Genomic DNA, 15,689 nt, shown 5'->3' on the forward strand with positions numbered 1-15,689 from the left:
TTTAAAAGCTGTGGGGGACGTAATAGTCAGCAGGGTTTCGTTATATATATTATGGTTCCCATCCTACTCAAAATAATTTTAAACATTAAATAAAAAATGCAAATTGATATTCAAAGTCGTGATGTATTCTATGTTTCTGATGGAACGGCCATAACATGTGAGACTTTAGGGCATGTTGTTCTAGGTCAATTCCCATTCGAAGCTAATGAAAAAACCTTCCCGTTTGTCGAAAGTGAAGACAAACTTTCTGATTTATTGAAAGAGATCGAGATTTCATATCGAGCAACAGGCCATGAACCTTTGGTCTTTTTCTCGATTGTGATTCCGGAGATAAAACTGAAGCTGTTAGATGCGCCAGCGCATTGTTATGACGTGTTAGAAAGTATCGTGCAGAAAGTGCAAGATGATACGAAAATGGCGCCTAAGCCGAAGCTGCAGCGTTCTCGTAGCGTCAATAAAGACTCGGACAAATACTTCGACCGTATTGCTGCTATCGAATACACGTTAGCGCACGACGACGGTATTACTTTAAAAGGCTTGGAAGAGGCAGACATTATCTTGTTGGGTGTCTCTCGCAGCGGTAAAACGCCAACGAGCTTGTACATGGCAATGCAGTTTGGTTTACGCGTCGCAAACTATCCGTTTATCCATGATGATATTGCTCGCTTAAGGTTGTTACCGGAGTTTGAGATATATCGCCATAAGTTGTTTGGTTTGACGATTGATGCGGAAAGGCTGACCGAGATTCGAGAAAATCGATTGGCAGGCAGTGAGTACGCGAGTGACTCTCAATGCTTGTATGAGTTGCAAACGGTAGAAGGTTTGTTCAGACGTGAAGCCATTCCATACATCAACACTTCGTCACTGTCTGTTGAAGAGATTTCGACACGAATCTTGGAACGTACAGGATTGAGAAGGCGCTTGCTTTAGAAAAAGATAATTAAGTCATAAAAGTCGAAGCTCGTCCGGACAATGGTTCGGGGAGCTTCGATTTTTCGTTTAGGCTAGTTGTTAACGACTAACGACTAATGTTTTAGCAAAGTAGCAAAGTAGCAAATTAGCGAAGAAGCTTAATGCCTAACGTTTTACTCTGTTTTTCCAACCAACGCTCAAGTGCTGCTGGCCATGTAATACTTGGTTCAACACAGAAACCGCGAAGCATTGAGAAATAAAGAGCTTGATCAACCAAAGGCAGTGATGATTCACCATTCTCTAGATCCAATAGAAGCTCTGCATCTTTCAGTAATGGGTTAATCAGTTGAACGTATTGTGGGGTCTTTTCTAAGAGTTCTTCAAAATTAAAGCCTTCGGTCTCTTTACTAACACGCCAAGCTTCTTTGGCTCCAGCCGAACGATATTCAGCCAAGTCGAGGTTCCACCAACGTGGGCGTCCGATCTGTTGAGTGAGAGGGAAAGAGCGGCTTTGGAAAAGAGTAGCCTGCTCTGAAGGTTCACGCTGCTCATCACTTGATTTCAAGTCCATGAAGTAAGCGATGATATCCAAGCTTTCCGCCATGATAGAGCCATCGTCTTTCTGTAAGACAGGCACCATCTTTTTACCGATCAGATCGATAAGGGTTTGGGCGTCATCATAATCCACAGAAACAAGTTCGATATTCAAGCCAAGAGATTGAGCAATGTAGGCAACTCTTGCACAGAAAGGGCAGTGGTCGTAAATGTAAAGCTTCATAGCTTCCCTCATTTATGGTCATTACAAGTATAAGATAATGCTAATGTATCAGAAACTCTTACGAATACTAAGCATCAATAAATGCCAAGTTCCAGTAAACGCCCTGCACTAATAAACAGAATGCACAACCAGACAATAAGTATTTAGTGTAGATACTTTTTACTGAATTCTATTGTCCGTTGGAATGGACTTTATTGTAATGAGTAAATTAGTGGGGAAGCTGGTGGGTAAATCACGGGCACAAAAAAGGCTCTGGCTGTTCACTCTAATGCAGAAGAATGAAGTCAGCCAAAGCCTCAATTTTGTTACCTTTAGCAGAGTGACTACTAAAAGAGCGGAGCGGTTAAACTATGCTTTTTTAAGGTCTTTTGCAGGGTAAGTAAGCGTCATTATTGCGCCTTCTACTGTTGTAACATGAACGTAGCCACCACCAGCACTTAGGCCAATTACTACCATTTCACCTAGCTCAACACCTTTTGTTGCAACAACGCGATCATCAACTGAAAACACTTTACACACCTTCAATAAAATAAATAAATACGACAGATATCGAACGCGGATTTAAACAGATGGTATCCCAATCAACTAATCCGGTTATTTGTCGTAAAGATTAAATTTAGTTATGCATAAATCGGCATTTCTTAAAAATCAGTTGGTTAACATGCTTGGGGGGTTATTTGTCGGCGGGATAAACGACACCAACTTGCTGACGCATCTCCGTAATTAACTTGGCAACGGTTAAAGCACGCAGTTGGGCTTGAGCTTGTGTGTTTTTGTCACCAGCAATGCAGTTTGCAAAGGCTTGGGCCTCGTAACTCATGGAGTTTTCGCTTTGTGCTTGAGTAAGGTTTTCTACCGTGCCATCACGATAGCGAATCTTAATGTCGGTGCATTCTGCAATGTGATCGATGATGATCGCTCCCTGTTCGCCTTGGATCTCGCTTGGTGCGTAAGAGTCGCTGACTTTAGAGTGCGCAAGGGTTACATCAAATTCTGGATACTGGAAGATCGCACAGCCATGCGCATCCACACCGGAGTCAAGTAGCTTTGCCGAAGCCTGCGCATTCTCTGGCTCACCAAACAGAGCAACAGTCGCGGCTACGCAGTAGAAGCCAATATCGACTAATGAACCGTTAGAGAAAGCTGGGTTGAAGGTGTTTGGGTTCTCGCCGTTTAAGTATTTCTGGTAACGCGATGAATATTGACAGTAGTTGATGTGCGCTTTATGCACTTTGCCTATCTTTTTTAAGCCGAGTTGAGCTTGCTCAAAGTTCGGTAGAAACTGAGATTTATACGCCTCAAACAGCACCACACCGTTCTTCTGAGCGACCTCAAACATGTGTGTTGCTTCTTCAATATTCGATGCGACAGGCTTCTCACAGATGACATGCTTGCCGTGTTCCATCATCAAGATAGATTGCTCGCAGTGCAGTGAGTTTGGTGAAGCGATGTACACGGCTTCAACAGTGTTGTCATTTGCCAATGCGTCGAGTGAGTCATACGTCGCTTCAACGTTAAATTCTTGGGCAAACTGTGCCGCGCTGTCTAGATTTCGTGAATAAACAGCAGCCAACTGCATCGATTCTGATTCATGAGCAGCTTGAACAAATTTCTGTGTAATCCAATTGGTTCCAATTACAGCGAACTTAATCATAAGGTATCCACTAGTTAGTATATTAATTCTATGAAGATAGTAGCACTCAATGGCTAGCATTGTTTCCGAGATTTGCGGAACAATTCTCCAAGATCTTAAGCCTGATATTAATATTAACTCGTCCATACCTGAGCATGCGGAGCGTCATAATAAAGTCTTTTGTTGTGCCGGTTAGGGCGTGGGAGGTGCTGGTTTATTGGAAGTGTTTCAATATAAAATACTCAATATCCAAAGAATGAATGTCTATTGATTATATTCTGCCCGACAGTTCTTGAGTAATACCATGTACGCCAAGTTTATATGCACCTGAGGTTGTATTTAGCCTTGTTGGTTTTGAATGCCGCTTTATTTATCGGTAGAGAAAATTAAACAACGCCCCCTAGATTGATGGTTATTTACGTTACAGAGTCACGAAGTTGAACATAATAGGAATAATGAACAACGATTGTTTTAAATTAGTTGTAATTATGGGGGGGGCGGGGGGTTACTTTTTCTGATATTTATATTAATTTCTTCAGGGTTCAATTATTAGTAGTGGGTGTTTTTACTGTGAAGTCTATCATCATTTCGTTGGAGCGAAAGTCAGAGCGATTTTTATCTAGCCAAGAACAACTTTTAAATATTAAGAAACTAGACATAGAAAAGCTGAGTGGCGTTGATGCTAGCTTATCTAAAGACCACCCTCTGATGAATCGTTATGATGCCGCTGCCTTTTATGCATTAAATGGGCGGGTTGCTGTTCCTGGTGAAATCGGGTGTTACAGTAGCCACTACTTGGCATGGGAAAGGTGTATTGAACTGAATCAGCCGATTATTATCTTTGAAGATGATGTTATGGTTGATGTTGATGTATTTGAAAAAACGGTTCAACATGCCAGTGAGCATATTGAAGAGTGTGGCTATATTCGGTTAGAAAATTACTCGAACAAAAGAGAGTATAATTATGTTGTTGAAAATCTAGATGACGAACAAAGTCTAGTGCGACATATTAAAACACCGTTATGCATGACTGCTTATATGATCACGCCGCATGTGGCGAAAACGTTTATAGAAAAAAGCGATCGATTCCTTTACCCAGTTGACGTCTTCATTAGAAATGTATGGCTTCATAAGCAACCAACCTATGGTGTATCTCCTGCTGGTTTAACTGGAGGGGCTGCCGACTCTGTTATCGGAGAAAGAACATTCCGTATTAAAAAATCACTCCGCATTAAAACTTTAAAATTTCTAAGTAAGTTTAGAGATGTCGCTATGAATGGTTTGTTCAATTTGACCTATACGGTAATAATCAAAAAAAGCCGACCAAAAATGTTTAACGGTTTTTGATCGTCACTTAGTTGATTGATTTAATATCATTCGTTCAGAACGAACCCAGATTTAGATATAAGAACAGCTCCCAATTGGGAGCTGTTCTTCGTTAGCGCGTGATGTAATTAGTGGTATTAAGTTCTAGCTCTAAAGTTTGGTTGAAAAGAGTAGGACGGTGCACAATTACGCTATTTTTGCTAAGGTGTTATTGAATTCAAGTAAGGTAACGACATGCAAATCCGAAACGCCAAGGTAACTGATATTAGCTCGATCTTAGAGCTCTCTATGCAAATAAATCGTCAACATCATCTTGGTGCCCCTATGGTATTTGCTCCCGCTTCTCATGGCTTAGCTGATAGTGAAGAGTATTGGTTAGGGTTGATGCTGGATCCTGTTGGTTCTTTCTTAGTTGCCGTTGACGAGCAACAAGTTCTTGGTTTCTTAGCAGGAAAGGTTACGCAGAACAAAGGGGTAACCTTCATTCAGTCTCACAAAATAGCACGAGTGAATACGATTGTGGTAAACGATCAGTTTCAGAGCCAAGGCGTTGGCAGAGCGTTGATGAATTCTTTTAATCAGTGGGCGCAAGCGAACGGTGCTATTGAGCTTAGGTTAGAAGTGATGGAGTTTAATCAGCAAGCTAAGGGGTTCTATGAGTCTTTAGGAATGGAAACTCAGTCACTAACCATGTCCATGCGTTTTGAGGAGAGCTAAGGGTGCGCCTGTTTTTGCCTTTATCACTGTGTTTATTGTTTGTCGCTTCGAATGTACAAGCTGAGAAGGTTGTCGTTGAAAAGATCGTGTCTGACGCGACCGCGATCGAGACCATTGTATTTGAGTCGGCACCGTCTCACGCTCAACGTGTACCAACCTCTTCCTTTTCTCAACGTCCATCTCCAAGCTCCTCTCAACCGTTTTACACTCTACCCGATTCCTCTTCTGAGATAGATTCGCTGTCGCAAGTGGTTACTTTGGTTAGAGTTGATAAATCGAAACGTAGAATGTACCTACTTAAAGGTGATGAGGTTATTCAAGAGTTTCGTATTGCGCTAGGTAAACAACCGAAAGGGCATAAACGTTTTGAAGGGGACAACCGAACGCCTGAAGGGGAATACCAGCTCGATTATGTGATGGAAGAATCGGATTTTTATCGCTCGGTACATATCAGCTACCCGCAACCTTCGGATATGCAGTGGGCTGAAGAAAATGATGTAGACCCTGGAGGGAACATCAAGATCCACGGTATTAAAAACGGTGAGCGCCGTTCTCCAAGCTTTATTCAAAGTTTTGATTGGACGGATGGTTGTATTGCATTAACCAATCAAGATATGGATGAGTTCATTCAACTCGTAAAAATGGGTACCCCGATCCATATTGAATGGTAGTAATTGGTACCCTCTTTTCTTAATCATTTTCCGAAATCAATTCGCGCAGTCAATTTCCGTAATCAATTCGTAAAAACAACTTCCAAAATTAACCGTTAAAGCCAGTTACAGTAAGACTCGACCTGCACTGAATATCGCAATCACGATCAGCAATGCAATCGTGACTGGCTTGAACTTCGCCCCACCAAACCTCTCGAACAGTTTCGAACCGACATAGCCGCCAAACATGCTGCTTGGTAAGAGTGCTAGAGTAAGCCAGACCACATCACGATCGACTAACCCTGCGATTGATGCCGATACAAACGCACTAGAATCAGCTAGTACAAAGAACGCAATCAGGCCAGCTCTGGCAATGTGCGGAGCAATTGGGCTTGCCAATGCGTGTGTGCCTATCGGAGGCCCTGACATTGAAGCTGCGCCGTTCATTATTCCTGCAAGGCTGCCCAGAATATAGGGAGCAAATCTAGGTTCGCTTTTGTATTGGAACCCTTTGTAGATCATGATTGCTGACGCAAAAATGAAGGCACTGATGATCAAGATGATCGTGTCTTGGCTAACGGATTTTAGCAGAAGTAGGCCGACCGGAGTGAAGGCCAAACAAGGGACAAATACCTTTGAAACCCAGCGCCAATTTACATGGTGTTTAACCTTCGGCAGCAATTGGATATTGCCTAACAGGTCGATCAGCATGAAAACGGGAACCAGTTCGATAACAGGCACGAATAACGCACTCAATGGCAGTGCCACTAAGGTGAAACCGAAACCTGAGAAGCCACGAACAATCGCAGCGAAAATGAAGATTGCACCCAAAATTGGGAAGGTTGGACTAAAAATGAGATCCATAAATTAAGTAACCAATAAAGCTGTCTAATAAGGCGAGCTAGTGAAACCAAGTGAGTAGCGGAATGTACTCCTACTCACTTGTGTTTGCTACCAAATTTTCAGGTTTTTCAGGGTTAATTTTAAAGTCTCTCGGGGGGTATTTTTTCGGTATTTACGAGGTCAATTTATGGGCTTGAATTGATTCGGAAAATCAGTAAATACAGCGTCTACTTTTGAGAGGAATTTGAAGCGAGACGGATCATTGACGGTGTAGCACCATGTTTGAATGTTTGCTTCACCAAGTGTATCAAGATCGCTCTGCTTCAGGTGCTCGTAGTTTATGTGACAGCTGAACGCTTTAACCTCATCAATCAGCATAAGATCGTCTTGAGTCAGTTGCTCTGTGATCACACCGACACGGTATCTAGGCAAATGACGAGCCAATTCAGCAACCACTTGATGGCTGAAGCTTGAAAGCAAAACTCTGTCGGTGTCTAGATTTGAACGAATCAACTCGGTGTGCAGCAAATCAACGACATGAGGTGTTTGATGTCGACTATCGACTTTAATCTCTAGGTTGACGCTGAGATCATACTGCTCAACAAGCGCGAGCAACTCTTCCAGCGTCAGTATTTTCTCACCCGAAAACTGCTCAGACTTCCAACGGCCAAAATCGAGCTGACGCAGTTCTGCAAGGGTATGTTCGTCGACACGACCCTTGCCATCGCTGCAGCGCTCAAGCGTGTGATCGTGACAAACGACCAGTTGGTCATCCTGAGTGGGCTGAATATCAACTTCAATCCATTTCAAGCCGAGTTTCGCCGCTTGTTCAATGCTTGCTTTGGTATTTTCTGGGTGAGTACCTGCGACCCCCCGATGACCTACGATGATAGACGACATAATTGCTCCTTCTTAAAGACGCACCGTAAAAACGCATTAAATATCAGTGTACTCGATTAAGCGAGAGCCGTCGTCATGCTTATCGCGTCTTGGTGTGACTCTTGTGACGTAAAGTTATTCGGCTGAATACGCTTCCCATAACGGTCAAAAATATGCAGGTTGGACTTATCAATTCTTAGCCCTAGAGGGACGGCTTGGCACAGTGTCGTTTCGGGTGTTACTGCAATGAAGGGTTGCTCGTTCACCAGACCATGAACCAATTGATTCGGACCCAAAGGCTCAACCACGCTGATGCGCAGTTCAAGAGGCAAGGTATTCATCATCAATTCTGAACCAATTTCAGAGTGCTCTGGACGAATACCAAGTGTGATGGCTGTATTTTTTACGTGAGCGTATTCGGGTAAGTACATTTGCTGATCACCAATCTCAAGGTATCCGTCATCGAGTGTTGCTGGTAAGAAATTCATCGCAGGGCTGCCAATGAAGCTTGCCACAAAGGTACTGGCTGGCTGGTGGTAGACTTCTCGTGGCGTCCCGACTTGTTCTATCTGACCTTTGTTGAGCACCACGATTCTATCGGCTAGTGTCATCGCTTCGACTTGGTCGTGAGTCACGTAAACACTCGTCACGCCTAGCTCGCGTTGTAGCTTTTTGATTTCTAATCTCATGTGAGCGCGCAGTGAGGCATCTAGGTTAGACAAAGGCTCGTCAAACAGGAAAAGTTGCGGATCGCGTACAATCGCTCGCCCCATGGCAACACGTTGACGTTGACCACCCGAAAGCTTGGCTGGCTTGCGGTCTAGATATTCTTCGATCTTCAGCGTTTTGGCGACTTTCTCAATTTTCTCTTCAATAAGGTGCTGACTAACACCTCGGTTCTTTAAGCCATAAGCTAGGTTTTTGTAAACCGACATGTGCGGGTAGAGCGCATAATTCTGAAAGACCATTGCGATATCACGTTGAGCTGGCTTTTCGTTATCAACACGGCGACCACTTAAGTGAATCTCGCCACCAGAAATGCTTTCCAAACCCGCAATGGAACGTAGGATAGAAGACTTACCACAACCAGAAGGACCCACCAAAACAAGGAACTCACCCTCATCGATATCAAGCGAGACTCCTTTGACGGCTTGATGGCCGTTTTCATACGTCTTTACCAAGTTTTTGATACCCAGCATGATGGGAGCTTTGCGCGTACGATCGTGAGTGGCTTGGTTGTGCGCTAACGTTTGTTTTAGCTTTGGCATCGGGTTGTCCTCTGTATTTTTGTGGATAGCTTGGTGAGAAGGCTGGTGAGACGTCTTGTACTTATCGAGTGATTGAATGCGGTTATTGTTCATTTGAGTTGTGTCGTTATTATTTTTCACTTTCTACTAGCCCTTTTACAAACCAACGCTGAAATACAACCACCACTAATACGGGTGGCAACATGGCTAAAATCACCATGGCGAAAGCATAGTCATAGCGCGGTAAACTGGTTTCATTGATATTATTGAGTACTTGTTTGATGCCCATCACGATGGTGTTGTAGCCTTCATCGGTAGTCATCATGATCGGCCATAAGTATTGGTTCCAACCCACCACAAACATGATGATGAAGATCGCAGCGATCATGGTCTTAGATAGCGGCAGTAAGATATCGACAAAGAATCGAAATGGACCTGCGTTATCTAGTTGAGCTGCTTCTAACAATTCATCGGGGATGGTTTTGAAGAACTGCCTAAAAAAGAAGGTCGCGGTGGCTGATGCGATCAAAGGCAGAATCAATCCTGTATAGCTATTAAGAAGACCAAGCCCAGCGACAACTTCATAGGAAGGGATAATACGAACCTCTAATGGCAGTAACAGCGTCACGAAGATCAGCCAAAACCACGCCGTGGCGTAAGGGAGTCTAAAGTAGACCAAAGCAAACGCGGCCATCATCGAAATTATGATCTTACCGATCGCAAAACCTAGCCCCATGAGCATCGAGTTGGCGATCATTTTACTGGCGGTGACTTCGCCACTAAAGCCCATGCTTTTGTTCCAAGCTTCGTTATAAATTGCCGTAAAGTTATCGCCTGGAAGCCATTGCAGACCTTCGCTGACAATGGTGTTTGGGTTATGGGTTGAGCTGGCGAAGATTAGCCAGATAGGGATCAACATAAATAGCATCCCAGCAATTAAAATTAGGTGGTCTGAGACCTTATTACTTTTCATAAATAACTCCTGTCGCGTTAAAACCTAGCTGTCGTGGGCTAGTAATGAACACGCTTTTCTACAACGCGAAACTGGATAAATGTCAGGGTGAGTACCAGCAGTAACAACACAACAGACTGTGCAGAGCTGCCGCCTAAATCTGCGCCAACAAAACCATCTCGATACACCTTGTAGACTAACGACGTTGTGCCGCCACCCGGTCCGCCATTAGTCATGGTGTCGATCACGCCAAAGGTTTCAAAGAATGAGTAGGTGAGGTTGATGACCAACAGAAAGAAGCCAGTAGGGGCCAGTAGTGGGAAAGTGATGGTCCAGAAACGTTTCGAGTCACTGATACAATCCAGCATCGCTGCTTCTTTTACCGCGTAAGAGATCGATTGAAGTCCTGCTAGAAAGTAGATGAAATTCACCGAAACCTGTTTCCAAACCGACACTAAAATCAGAGCAAACGTGGCATCCACGGGATCGGTTTGGAAGCTAAAATCCCAACCCACAACAGCAAAGATTTCTGTGAACACGCCAATATGTGGATTAAACAAGAAAGCACCGATAACGCCTGCAATTGCAGGGGCAACCGCGTAAACCCAAGTGAGGGTAACTTTGTAAGCCCCTTGACCATGAATGATGTTGTCAGCTTTCACCGCGAGCAGCAGAGCTAAGGCAAGCGAAAGGAAAGAGACTACAGTCGCGAACATCAAGGTAAATCCAATCGAGTTCAGATACTCACTCGATTCAAATAGCATTTGGTAGTTCTCAAACCATACGAATATCGATGAGGTTCCCCAAGGGTCTTCCAGCATAAATGAAAGGTAAACCGCCTTTGCCGCTGGGTAGATAAAGAAAACCGCAATGATGAGTATCTGAGGTGCCAAAAATAGGTAAGGCAGCGGAGAGTGAAAGAATTGTTGACGTCGTTCCACAGGGTAATCCCTAAAAATAGTTACAGTGGCCACTATTTGCGACCGTTACCACTAGCGCGATATAAAGGCATGCACCCCGTTGAGTTATCGTTGTTGGAGCAAGAAATGGCGCTAGGGAAGAATCTCCTCACACCTTGCCATTGCGTTTTTAATAACGCAGTGACAAGTGGTGAGGAGCAATGAACGGCTCTCGGTTGTTAAGCCTTTAACTCATTAATCTGCTTTGGTTAAAAAGCAGAATTAGTTCATCGTACGAGCGAAGCGTTTCAGCAGTTTGCTGCTCTCATCTTCGACCTTGTCTAGGCTGTTCTCGACGCTAGAGCGGTCAGCGAAGATGTTATCGAACTCACGGTGCATCACTTCACGGATTTGCGGGTAATAACCTAGGCGGTAGCCTTTAGTCCACTCGCCCGATTTCAGGCTTAGTTGCTTAACGCCAACTTCCGCATCCGGTTGTTCTTTGTAGTAGCCTGATTCTTTCGCTAAATCATAAGCGGCTGTTGTTACTGGTACGTAGCCTGTCGTTTTGTGCCAGTAAACCTGAGTTTCAGGCTTTGTAAGGTAATCAAAGAACGCGGCAACACCCTTGTCTTGTTGTTGGTCATGGCCATTCAATGCAAACAGAGCGGCACCACCAATGAAGGTTAAGCCAGCATCTGGGTTAACCGATTTCCAGTATGGAAGGTATGTGGTGCCTAACTCGAAAGGTACGCGGTTACGTAAGCCACCGAATGAACCTGAAGAACCCATCCACATTGCCACTTCTTGGCGTTCGAAAGGCGTTTGGTTTGCATCCCAGTCGCTGCCGTAATACTTGTAGTAACCTAGATCTGACCACTCTTTCATCTTGCTAACGTGCATCATCATATCTTTGGTGTTGAACATGATTTTAGTGGATAGGCCGTCGTAGCCGTTGTTCTGGTCAGAGACTGGTAGGTTATGGCGAGACTTGAAGTTCTCGAACATGATCCATGGCGTTAGAGATTGAGAAAACGCGATGTGTCCTTCGGCCTTCAGTTTCTTAGCAACCACTTCGAGTTCTTCATAAGTTTTAGGCGCTTCGGCCCCCACTTCTGAGAGAAGGTCTTTGTTGTAGTAAAGAACCGGTGTCGAACTGTTGAAAGGCATACCAACCATCTTGCCTTGGCTGTCGGCATAGAAGTTACGAACGCCAGCTAGGTAGTCGTTTGAATTAAAGTTGTAGCCCGATTCAACCAGAATATCCTGTACCGGTTTTGCGACACCTTTAGCATTCATGATGGTTGCAGCACCGGCATCGAAGACTTGTAGAATATTGGGAGCTTCACCTGCTCGGTATGCCGCGATACCTGCTGTTAAGGTCTCTGTGTATGAACCTTTGTAGATTGGTGTGATCTCGTAATCATCTTGTGACGCATTAAAGTCGGTCGCAATTTTGTTTACTGTTTCTCCAAGTTGGCCGCCCATTGCGTGCCACCATGTGACTTGAGTCGTTGCGAACGCCGGCATTGCTACTGTTGCAGAAAGAACGCCTGCCAAAATTAGCTTATTCATCTTCTTTTCCTTTTGGATGAAATCGATATAGAGGTATTGAATTTGAGTATTAACGAGACGGTAGGGGTATCGTTTGAAGCTATCTTGAACAGGGGATATTTCACTTACGTGGCTAAACCGTTTCAGTGATATGAAAGATTCATTTCGATTTTATTTAAGAGAAAAGTTATTGATGGTTTTGACGTTTGATGTATTTGGCTTGTAAGACGTTTTTTGGACATAAAAAAACCTCTCAATGGAGAGGTTTAGAAGAAGGTTCGATGTGGGTAGCGTTTTAATGCGCGATGTCCAATTGGTTGTCTTTCACACCGTTAATACGGAACCAACCCGCGATACTGAACCGCTCTGTGTTTGTCGGCAGTACCTCGTGTGGGAACTGTTCAGATAAGAACACAAATAAGCGGCCTGACTTTGGTGGAATGGTCGCGATGTGATTATCTTTTAGATCGTAAACCACGAGCTCTCCTGCGTCTTGCTCAGACCATTCGTCATTCATGTAGAACACTGTGGTCAGGCGGCGGTTTTCATTGCCTTTGAAGCAGTCTAGGTGCTTCTGGTAGAAGTCGCCTTTTTCGTATTTCGCAAAGTGCGCTTCGTACTCGAACAGACCCAAAAAGAACGCTCTGTTTGCTTCTAAACGAATTTGCTCCATTTTGTCTAGAAACAGAGATGCTGGTTGACCCATATCACGGCGTACCCACTGAATTTTGTCACTACGAATCGTTGCTTCTCGTGCTACATCATCGTTACGGCCGATCCTAGCCTTTTTCCAGTTCTCTGGAATGCAATCCCTCAATGCCACTACTTCTTCGTGAGTTAAGAAGTCATCCCAAACAAAGTAACCTTGGGTAGAAAGAGCATCGATAAGTTGGTTCATGTATAGCACTCAGACAATAAATTAGAGGCGCATATATAGTCCGAATAACTCAGGTCACCAAATCACATGTTTTGTCGTTACGATAAATGTCTTTCGTTTGCTCGTAGAAATAGGGAAGGGGCTCTTCAGAAAGGAAAGTGAGCCAGTATAAAAGGCTCACTTTCGTTTGATTATCGGCCGGTCTTTCCTGTCGCCAGTGCTTTGATTTTTACGACTTCGAATGGTCTGATGCCAGTATCTTTGCCGTTATTTAAAGCTGCGGTTCGGTTCAGCTGATTGACAGTTACATAAACATAGCCATCAGGACCAAATGACATGCCATCAGGCCAAGTTTGGTTCTCTGACAGCGTCGCAATAATTCGGTACCCTTTTGGTGTGGACACACCAATTGCATTGTTCTCAATATCCGTAACATAAACGTTCTGAGCACTGTCTACAGTAATACCATCTGAATAAGGCTTGTCTGCGTATCTTTTAATATTGTCTGCGACAGTCTTTCCATCGTTATCGAACTCACTCGCTTTCACTCGATAAATAGTGCGTCCGTTGACAGCTCCGAAATAGACCCATTCGTAAGATGGATCGATCGTGATTGGGTTTAACGCAAAACCAGTTTTACTGTCGGCCTTCATAGATGGGTGGTTTTCTGCCACTCGAACCGCTTCTCCCGTCTTTAGGTCAACCGTTACAAAGGCTGGAATGGCTTCACTTTTTAGATCGTTCTGGGTCATATCAGCAATGATAATACGTTGTCTTTTTTGGTCTAGAGCAAAGTCTTGTAGAAAGCTTGTCGGTTTTAGAACAGAGGCGGGTATATTTATCGTTTTTACTAATGCTTCATTGCGAGTATCCCAGCCCGTTATGGTATGAGTTGCCAGATCGAGAATCCACGCGACTCCGTTATCATCGGTACGAATGGCAATGACAGCCTTAAATTGAGAGTTTTCACCTTGTGCATATTTCATCGTCGGGTATGGCGTTTGATTTCCAGCCACGCTTAACTCGATGACTTTAGTCGTTGGATGATCGAGCGGATGAACGCTTAACAATAAACGCCCATCTGGTGTAACCGAAGGGTTACCTGGGCGTTCAGTCATGGTCGCGACCACGGTAGCTTGTTTTGGAGTGATATTTGCCTCTGCATGTGCATAAGTAGACAAAATTGCGCTCGCTAGTACGGTGTAGATTATTGATTTTTTCATTTTCTTTTCCTTGATAATTTACGTAAATGTTACCAATGGGTTAACAATCATCAACAGCGTTGTATTTGTTACACTTTCAAAAGAAATTTGATAATTAGCTTTAACATATTCATATCAATGCGTATTGATAATCAGTTAAATTGAATTTAGTTCTTAAAAATCATAATGATGAAGGGGTTGTAATGTTGTGATTACCTTTATCGAGCAACAGGTTCATTTTTTGTTATCAGTGTTAGTAATTTTGAACTCACAAAACCACATTTCGTTGATCTTTGCTATATTCTGGTTAGACCACTTGTTGCTGAACTGTTAATTTGTTCTGAACGGCAGGAATAACGAATAGGAATAAGGTTTTGCAGCTGCATACCATTAAAGGCTATATCCAAGACATGTATCTCGTAGAGTACCCTGACAGGTTGCTCTTGCTTGATGGTGCGTGTCGAGCCGACATCCCGCATTTGAAGGATTTCATCGAAACTGAGCTTATGCGTGATTTTGCTGATTTGCATACGGTTGTGGTTACGCACATGCATCCAGACCACGCAGGAGCAGCGCACAAGCTCAGAAAGCTAACGAACTGTAACTTGGTGGCAGCAAATCGAGATAAGGATTGGTATCACGGCATTGATGGCATTTTTATGCACTTGACTGATCTGGCATTGGCACGATGGATGGCGAATCGCTTGGGTAAGCCTAAAGCAAACCTATGGTATTCGAGGAAGTTAAAGCCGGATTACAAGCTGTCGGATGGTGAGAGCATTCCGGGTTTTGATGATTGGTTGGTTCTGGAAACGCCAGGCCATACCGACAGAGATCTTTCTGTCTATTGCCCATCTCACAGCGTTGCTTATGTGGCAGATCTAATGGTGGAAGTGAAAAAGAAGCTGATTCCGCCTTTCCCAATTTTTCATCCCAATAAGTATCGAGAGTCGGTCTCGCGTATCTATGACATGCAGCTCGACACCTTGCTGGTGGCGCATGGGGGACAAGTGAATTTGAGTGAGCAAGCGTTTGAACATCTTCTTATGAGTGCGCCAAGAAGGCCCGTGACACATTGGCGAGTGACTAAAATCAAACTCAAAGGTTTGGTTAAATCTGTTTGGCGGTTTGGATTTAAAGACAAAAAAAATCGCCATAAATAATTAAGGCCAGTCTCAAAGACTGGCCTTAATTAATACGTGTTGTTGACTCACTATTTG

General features: G+C 43.8%; 16 protein-coding genes. 5 read left to right on the top strand and 11 right to left on the bottom strand.

Going from position 1 to position 15,689, the window contains the following annotated elements:
* Nucleotides 1–96 precede the first annotated feature (96 nt).
* Nucleotides 97–930 carry a posphoenolpyruvate synthetase regulatory kinase/phosphorylase PpsR gene (gene ppsR / locus OCV44_RS18490; RefSeq protein WP_009846294.1) on the top strand — a complete coding sequence of 278 codons (834 nt, stop codon included), beginning with the start codon at nucleotides 97–99 and terminating at the stop codon, nucleotides 928–930.
* A 127-nt stretch (nucleotides 931–1,057) separates the two neighbouring features.
* Here the strand turns inward: ppsR and grxB are convergent, their stop codons facing one another.
* The 3 genes from grxB to OCV44_RS18505 form a co-directional block, all read right to left on the bottom strand.
* A complete protein-coding gene (grxB, locus tag OCV44_RS18495; RefSeq protein WP_139685297.1) occupies nucleotides 1,058–1,690 on the bottom strand; it encodes a glutaredoxin 2 in 633 nt (210 codons plus the stop codon).
* Between the two features lie 348 nt (nucleotides 1,691–2,038).
* Nucleotides 2,039–2,200 (bottom strand): hypothetical protein, encoded by a 162-nt coding sequence (locus tag OCV44_RS18500; protein ID WP_009846296.1) that lies wholly within the window; start codon nucleotides 2,198–2,200, stop codon nucleotides 2,039–2,041.
* Between the two features lie 163 nt (nucleotides 2,201–2,363).
* Nucleotides 2,364–3,344, bottom strand: coding sequence for a Gfo/Idh/MocA family protein (locus OCV44_RS18505; protein ID WP_139685298.1), 981 nt, complete (start codon nucleotides 3,342–3,344; stop codon nucleotides 2,364–2,366).
* Between the two features lie 549 nt (nucleotides 3,345–3,893).
* On the opposite strand from OCV44_RS18505, the gene OCV44_RS18510 reads away from it, so the two are divergent.
* From OCV44_RS18510 to OCV44_RS18520, 3 genes are all read left to right on the top strand, one after another.
* A complete protein-coding gene (locus OCV44_RS18510; RefSeq protein WP_139685299.1) occupies nucleotides 3,894–4,670 on the top strand; it encodes a glycosyltransferase family 25 protein in 777 nt (258 codons plus the stop codon).
* Between the two features lie 213 nt (nucleotides 4,671–4,883).
* Nucleotides 4,884–5,366: a GNAT family N-acetyltransferase gene (locus OCV44_RS18515; protein WP_139685300.1), complete on the top strand. Its 483-nt coding sequence runs from the start codon at nucleotides 4,884–4,886 to the stop codon at nucleotides 5,364–5,366.
* A gap of 2 nt (nucleotides 5,367–5,368) precedes the next feature.
* Nucleotides 5,369–6,037, top strand: a complete 669-nt coding sequence (locus tag OCV44_RS18520) for a L,D-transpeptidase family protein (RefSeq protein ID WP_139685301.1) — start codon at nucleotides 5,369–5,371, stop codon at nucleotides 6,035–6,037.
* 105 nt (nucleotides 6,038–6,142) lie between these two features.
* Here the strand turns inward: OCV44_RS18520 and OCV44_RS18525 are convergent, their stop codons facing one another.
* The 8 genes from OCV44_RS18525 to OCV44_RS18560 all read right to left on the bottom strand — a co-directional run bounded on the left by OCV44_RS18525 (nucleotide 6,143) and on the right by OCV44_RS18560 (nucleotide 14,490).
* Nucleotides 6,143–6,880 (bottom strand): sulfite exporter TauE/SafE family protein, encoded by a 738-nt coding sequence (locus tag OCV44_RS18525; RefSeq protein WP_139685302.1) that lies wholly within the window; start codon nucleotides 6,878–6,880, stop codon nucleotides 6,143–6,145.
* A gap of 159 nt (nucleotides 6,881–7,039) precedes the next feature.
* Nucleotides 7,040–7,759 carry a glycerophosphodiester phosphodiesterase family protein gene (locus tag OCV44_RS18530; RefSeq protein WP_139685303.1) on the bottom strand — a complete coding sequence of 240 codons (720 nt, stop codon included), beginning with the start codon at nucleotides 7,757–7,759 and terminating at the stop codon, nucleotides 7,040–7,042.
* A gap of 56 nt (nucleotides 7,760–7,815) precedes the next feature.
* A complete protein-coding gene (locus OCV44_RS18535) occupies nucleotides 7,816–9,126 on the bottom strand; it encodes a sn-glycerol-3-phosphate import ATP-binding protein UgpC (RefSeq protein WP_139685304.1) in 1,311 nt (436 codons plus the stop codon).
* Nucleotides 9,116–9,958, bottom strand: coding sequence for a sn-glycerol-3-phosphate ABC transporter permease UgpE (gene ugpE, locus OCV44_RS18540; RefSeq protein ID WP_139685305.1), 843 nt, complete (start codon nucleotides 9,956–9,958; stop codon nucleotides 9,116–9,118). The genes OCV44_RS18535 and ugpE overlap by 11 nt, the downstream gene beginning before the upstream one ends.
* Nucleotides 9,959–9,996: 38 nt before the next feature.
* A complete protein-coding gene (locus OCV44_RS18545; RefSeq protein WP_139685306.1) occupies nucleotides 9,997–10,878 on the bottom strand; it encodes an ABC transporter permease subunit in 882 nt (293 codons plus the stop codon).
* A gap of 240 nt (nucleotides 10,879–11,118) precedes the next feature.
* A complete protein-coding gene (locus OCV44_RS18550; protein WP_139685307.1) occupies nucleotides 11,119–12,411 on the bottom strand; it encodes an extracellular solute-binding protein in 1,293 nt (430 codons plus the stop codon).
* Nucleotides 12,412–12,685: 274 nt separating this feature from the next.
* Nucleotides 12,686–13,288: a 2OG-Fe(II) oxygenase gene (locus tag OCV44_RS18555; RefSeq protein WP_139685308.1), complete on the bottom strand. Its 603-nt coding sequence runs from the start codon at nucleotides 13,286–13,288 to the stop codon at nucleotides 12,686–12,688.
* 170 nt (nucleotides 13,289–13,458) lie between these two features.
* Nucleotides 13,459–14,490 (bottom strand): L-dopachrome tautomerase-related protein, encoded by a 1,032-nt coding sequence (locus OCV44_RS18560; protein ID WP_139685309.1) that lies wholly within the window; start codon nucleotides 14,488–14,490, stop codon nucleotides 13,459–13,461.
* 353 nt (nucleotides 14,491–14,843) lie between these two features.
* Between OCV44_RS18560 and OCV44_RS18565 the strand changes: the two genes are divergently transcribed.
* The gene (locus OCV44_RS18565) at nucleotides 14,844–15,632 is read left to right on the top strand and encodes an MBL fold metallo-hydrolase (protein WP_139685310.1); all 789 of its coding nucleotides are present in this window, start codon (nucleotides 14,844–14,846) and stop codon (nucleotides 15,630–15,632) included.
* Nucleotides 15,633–15,689 lie beyond the last annotated feature (57 nt).

Origin of the sequence: Vibrio tasmaniensis (assembly GCF_024347635.1) — a bacterium.
Lineage (GTDB): Bacteria > Pseudomonadota > Gammaproteobacteria > Enterobacterales > Vibrionaceae > Vibrio > Vibrio tasmaniensis.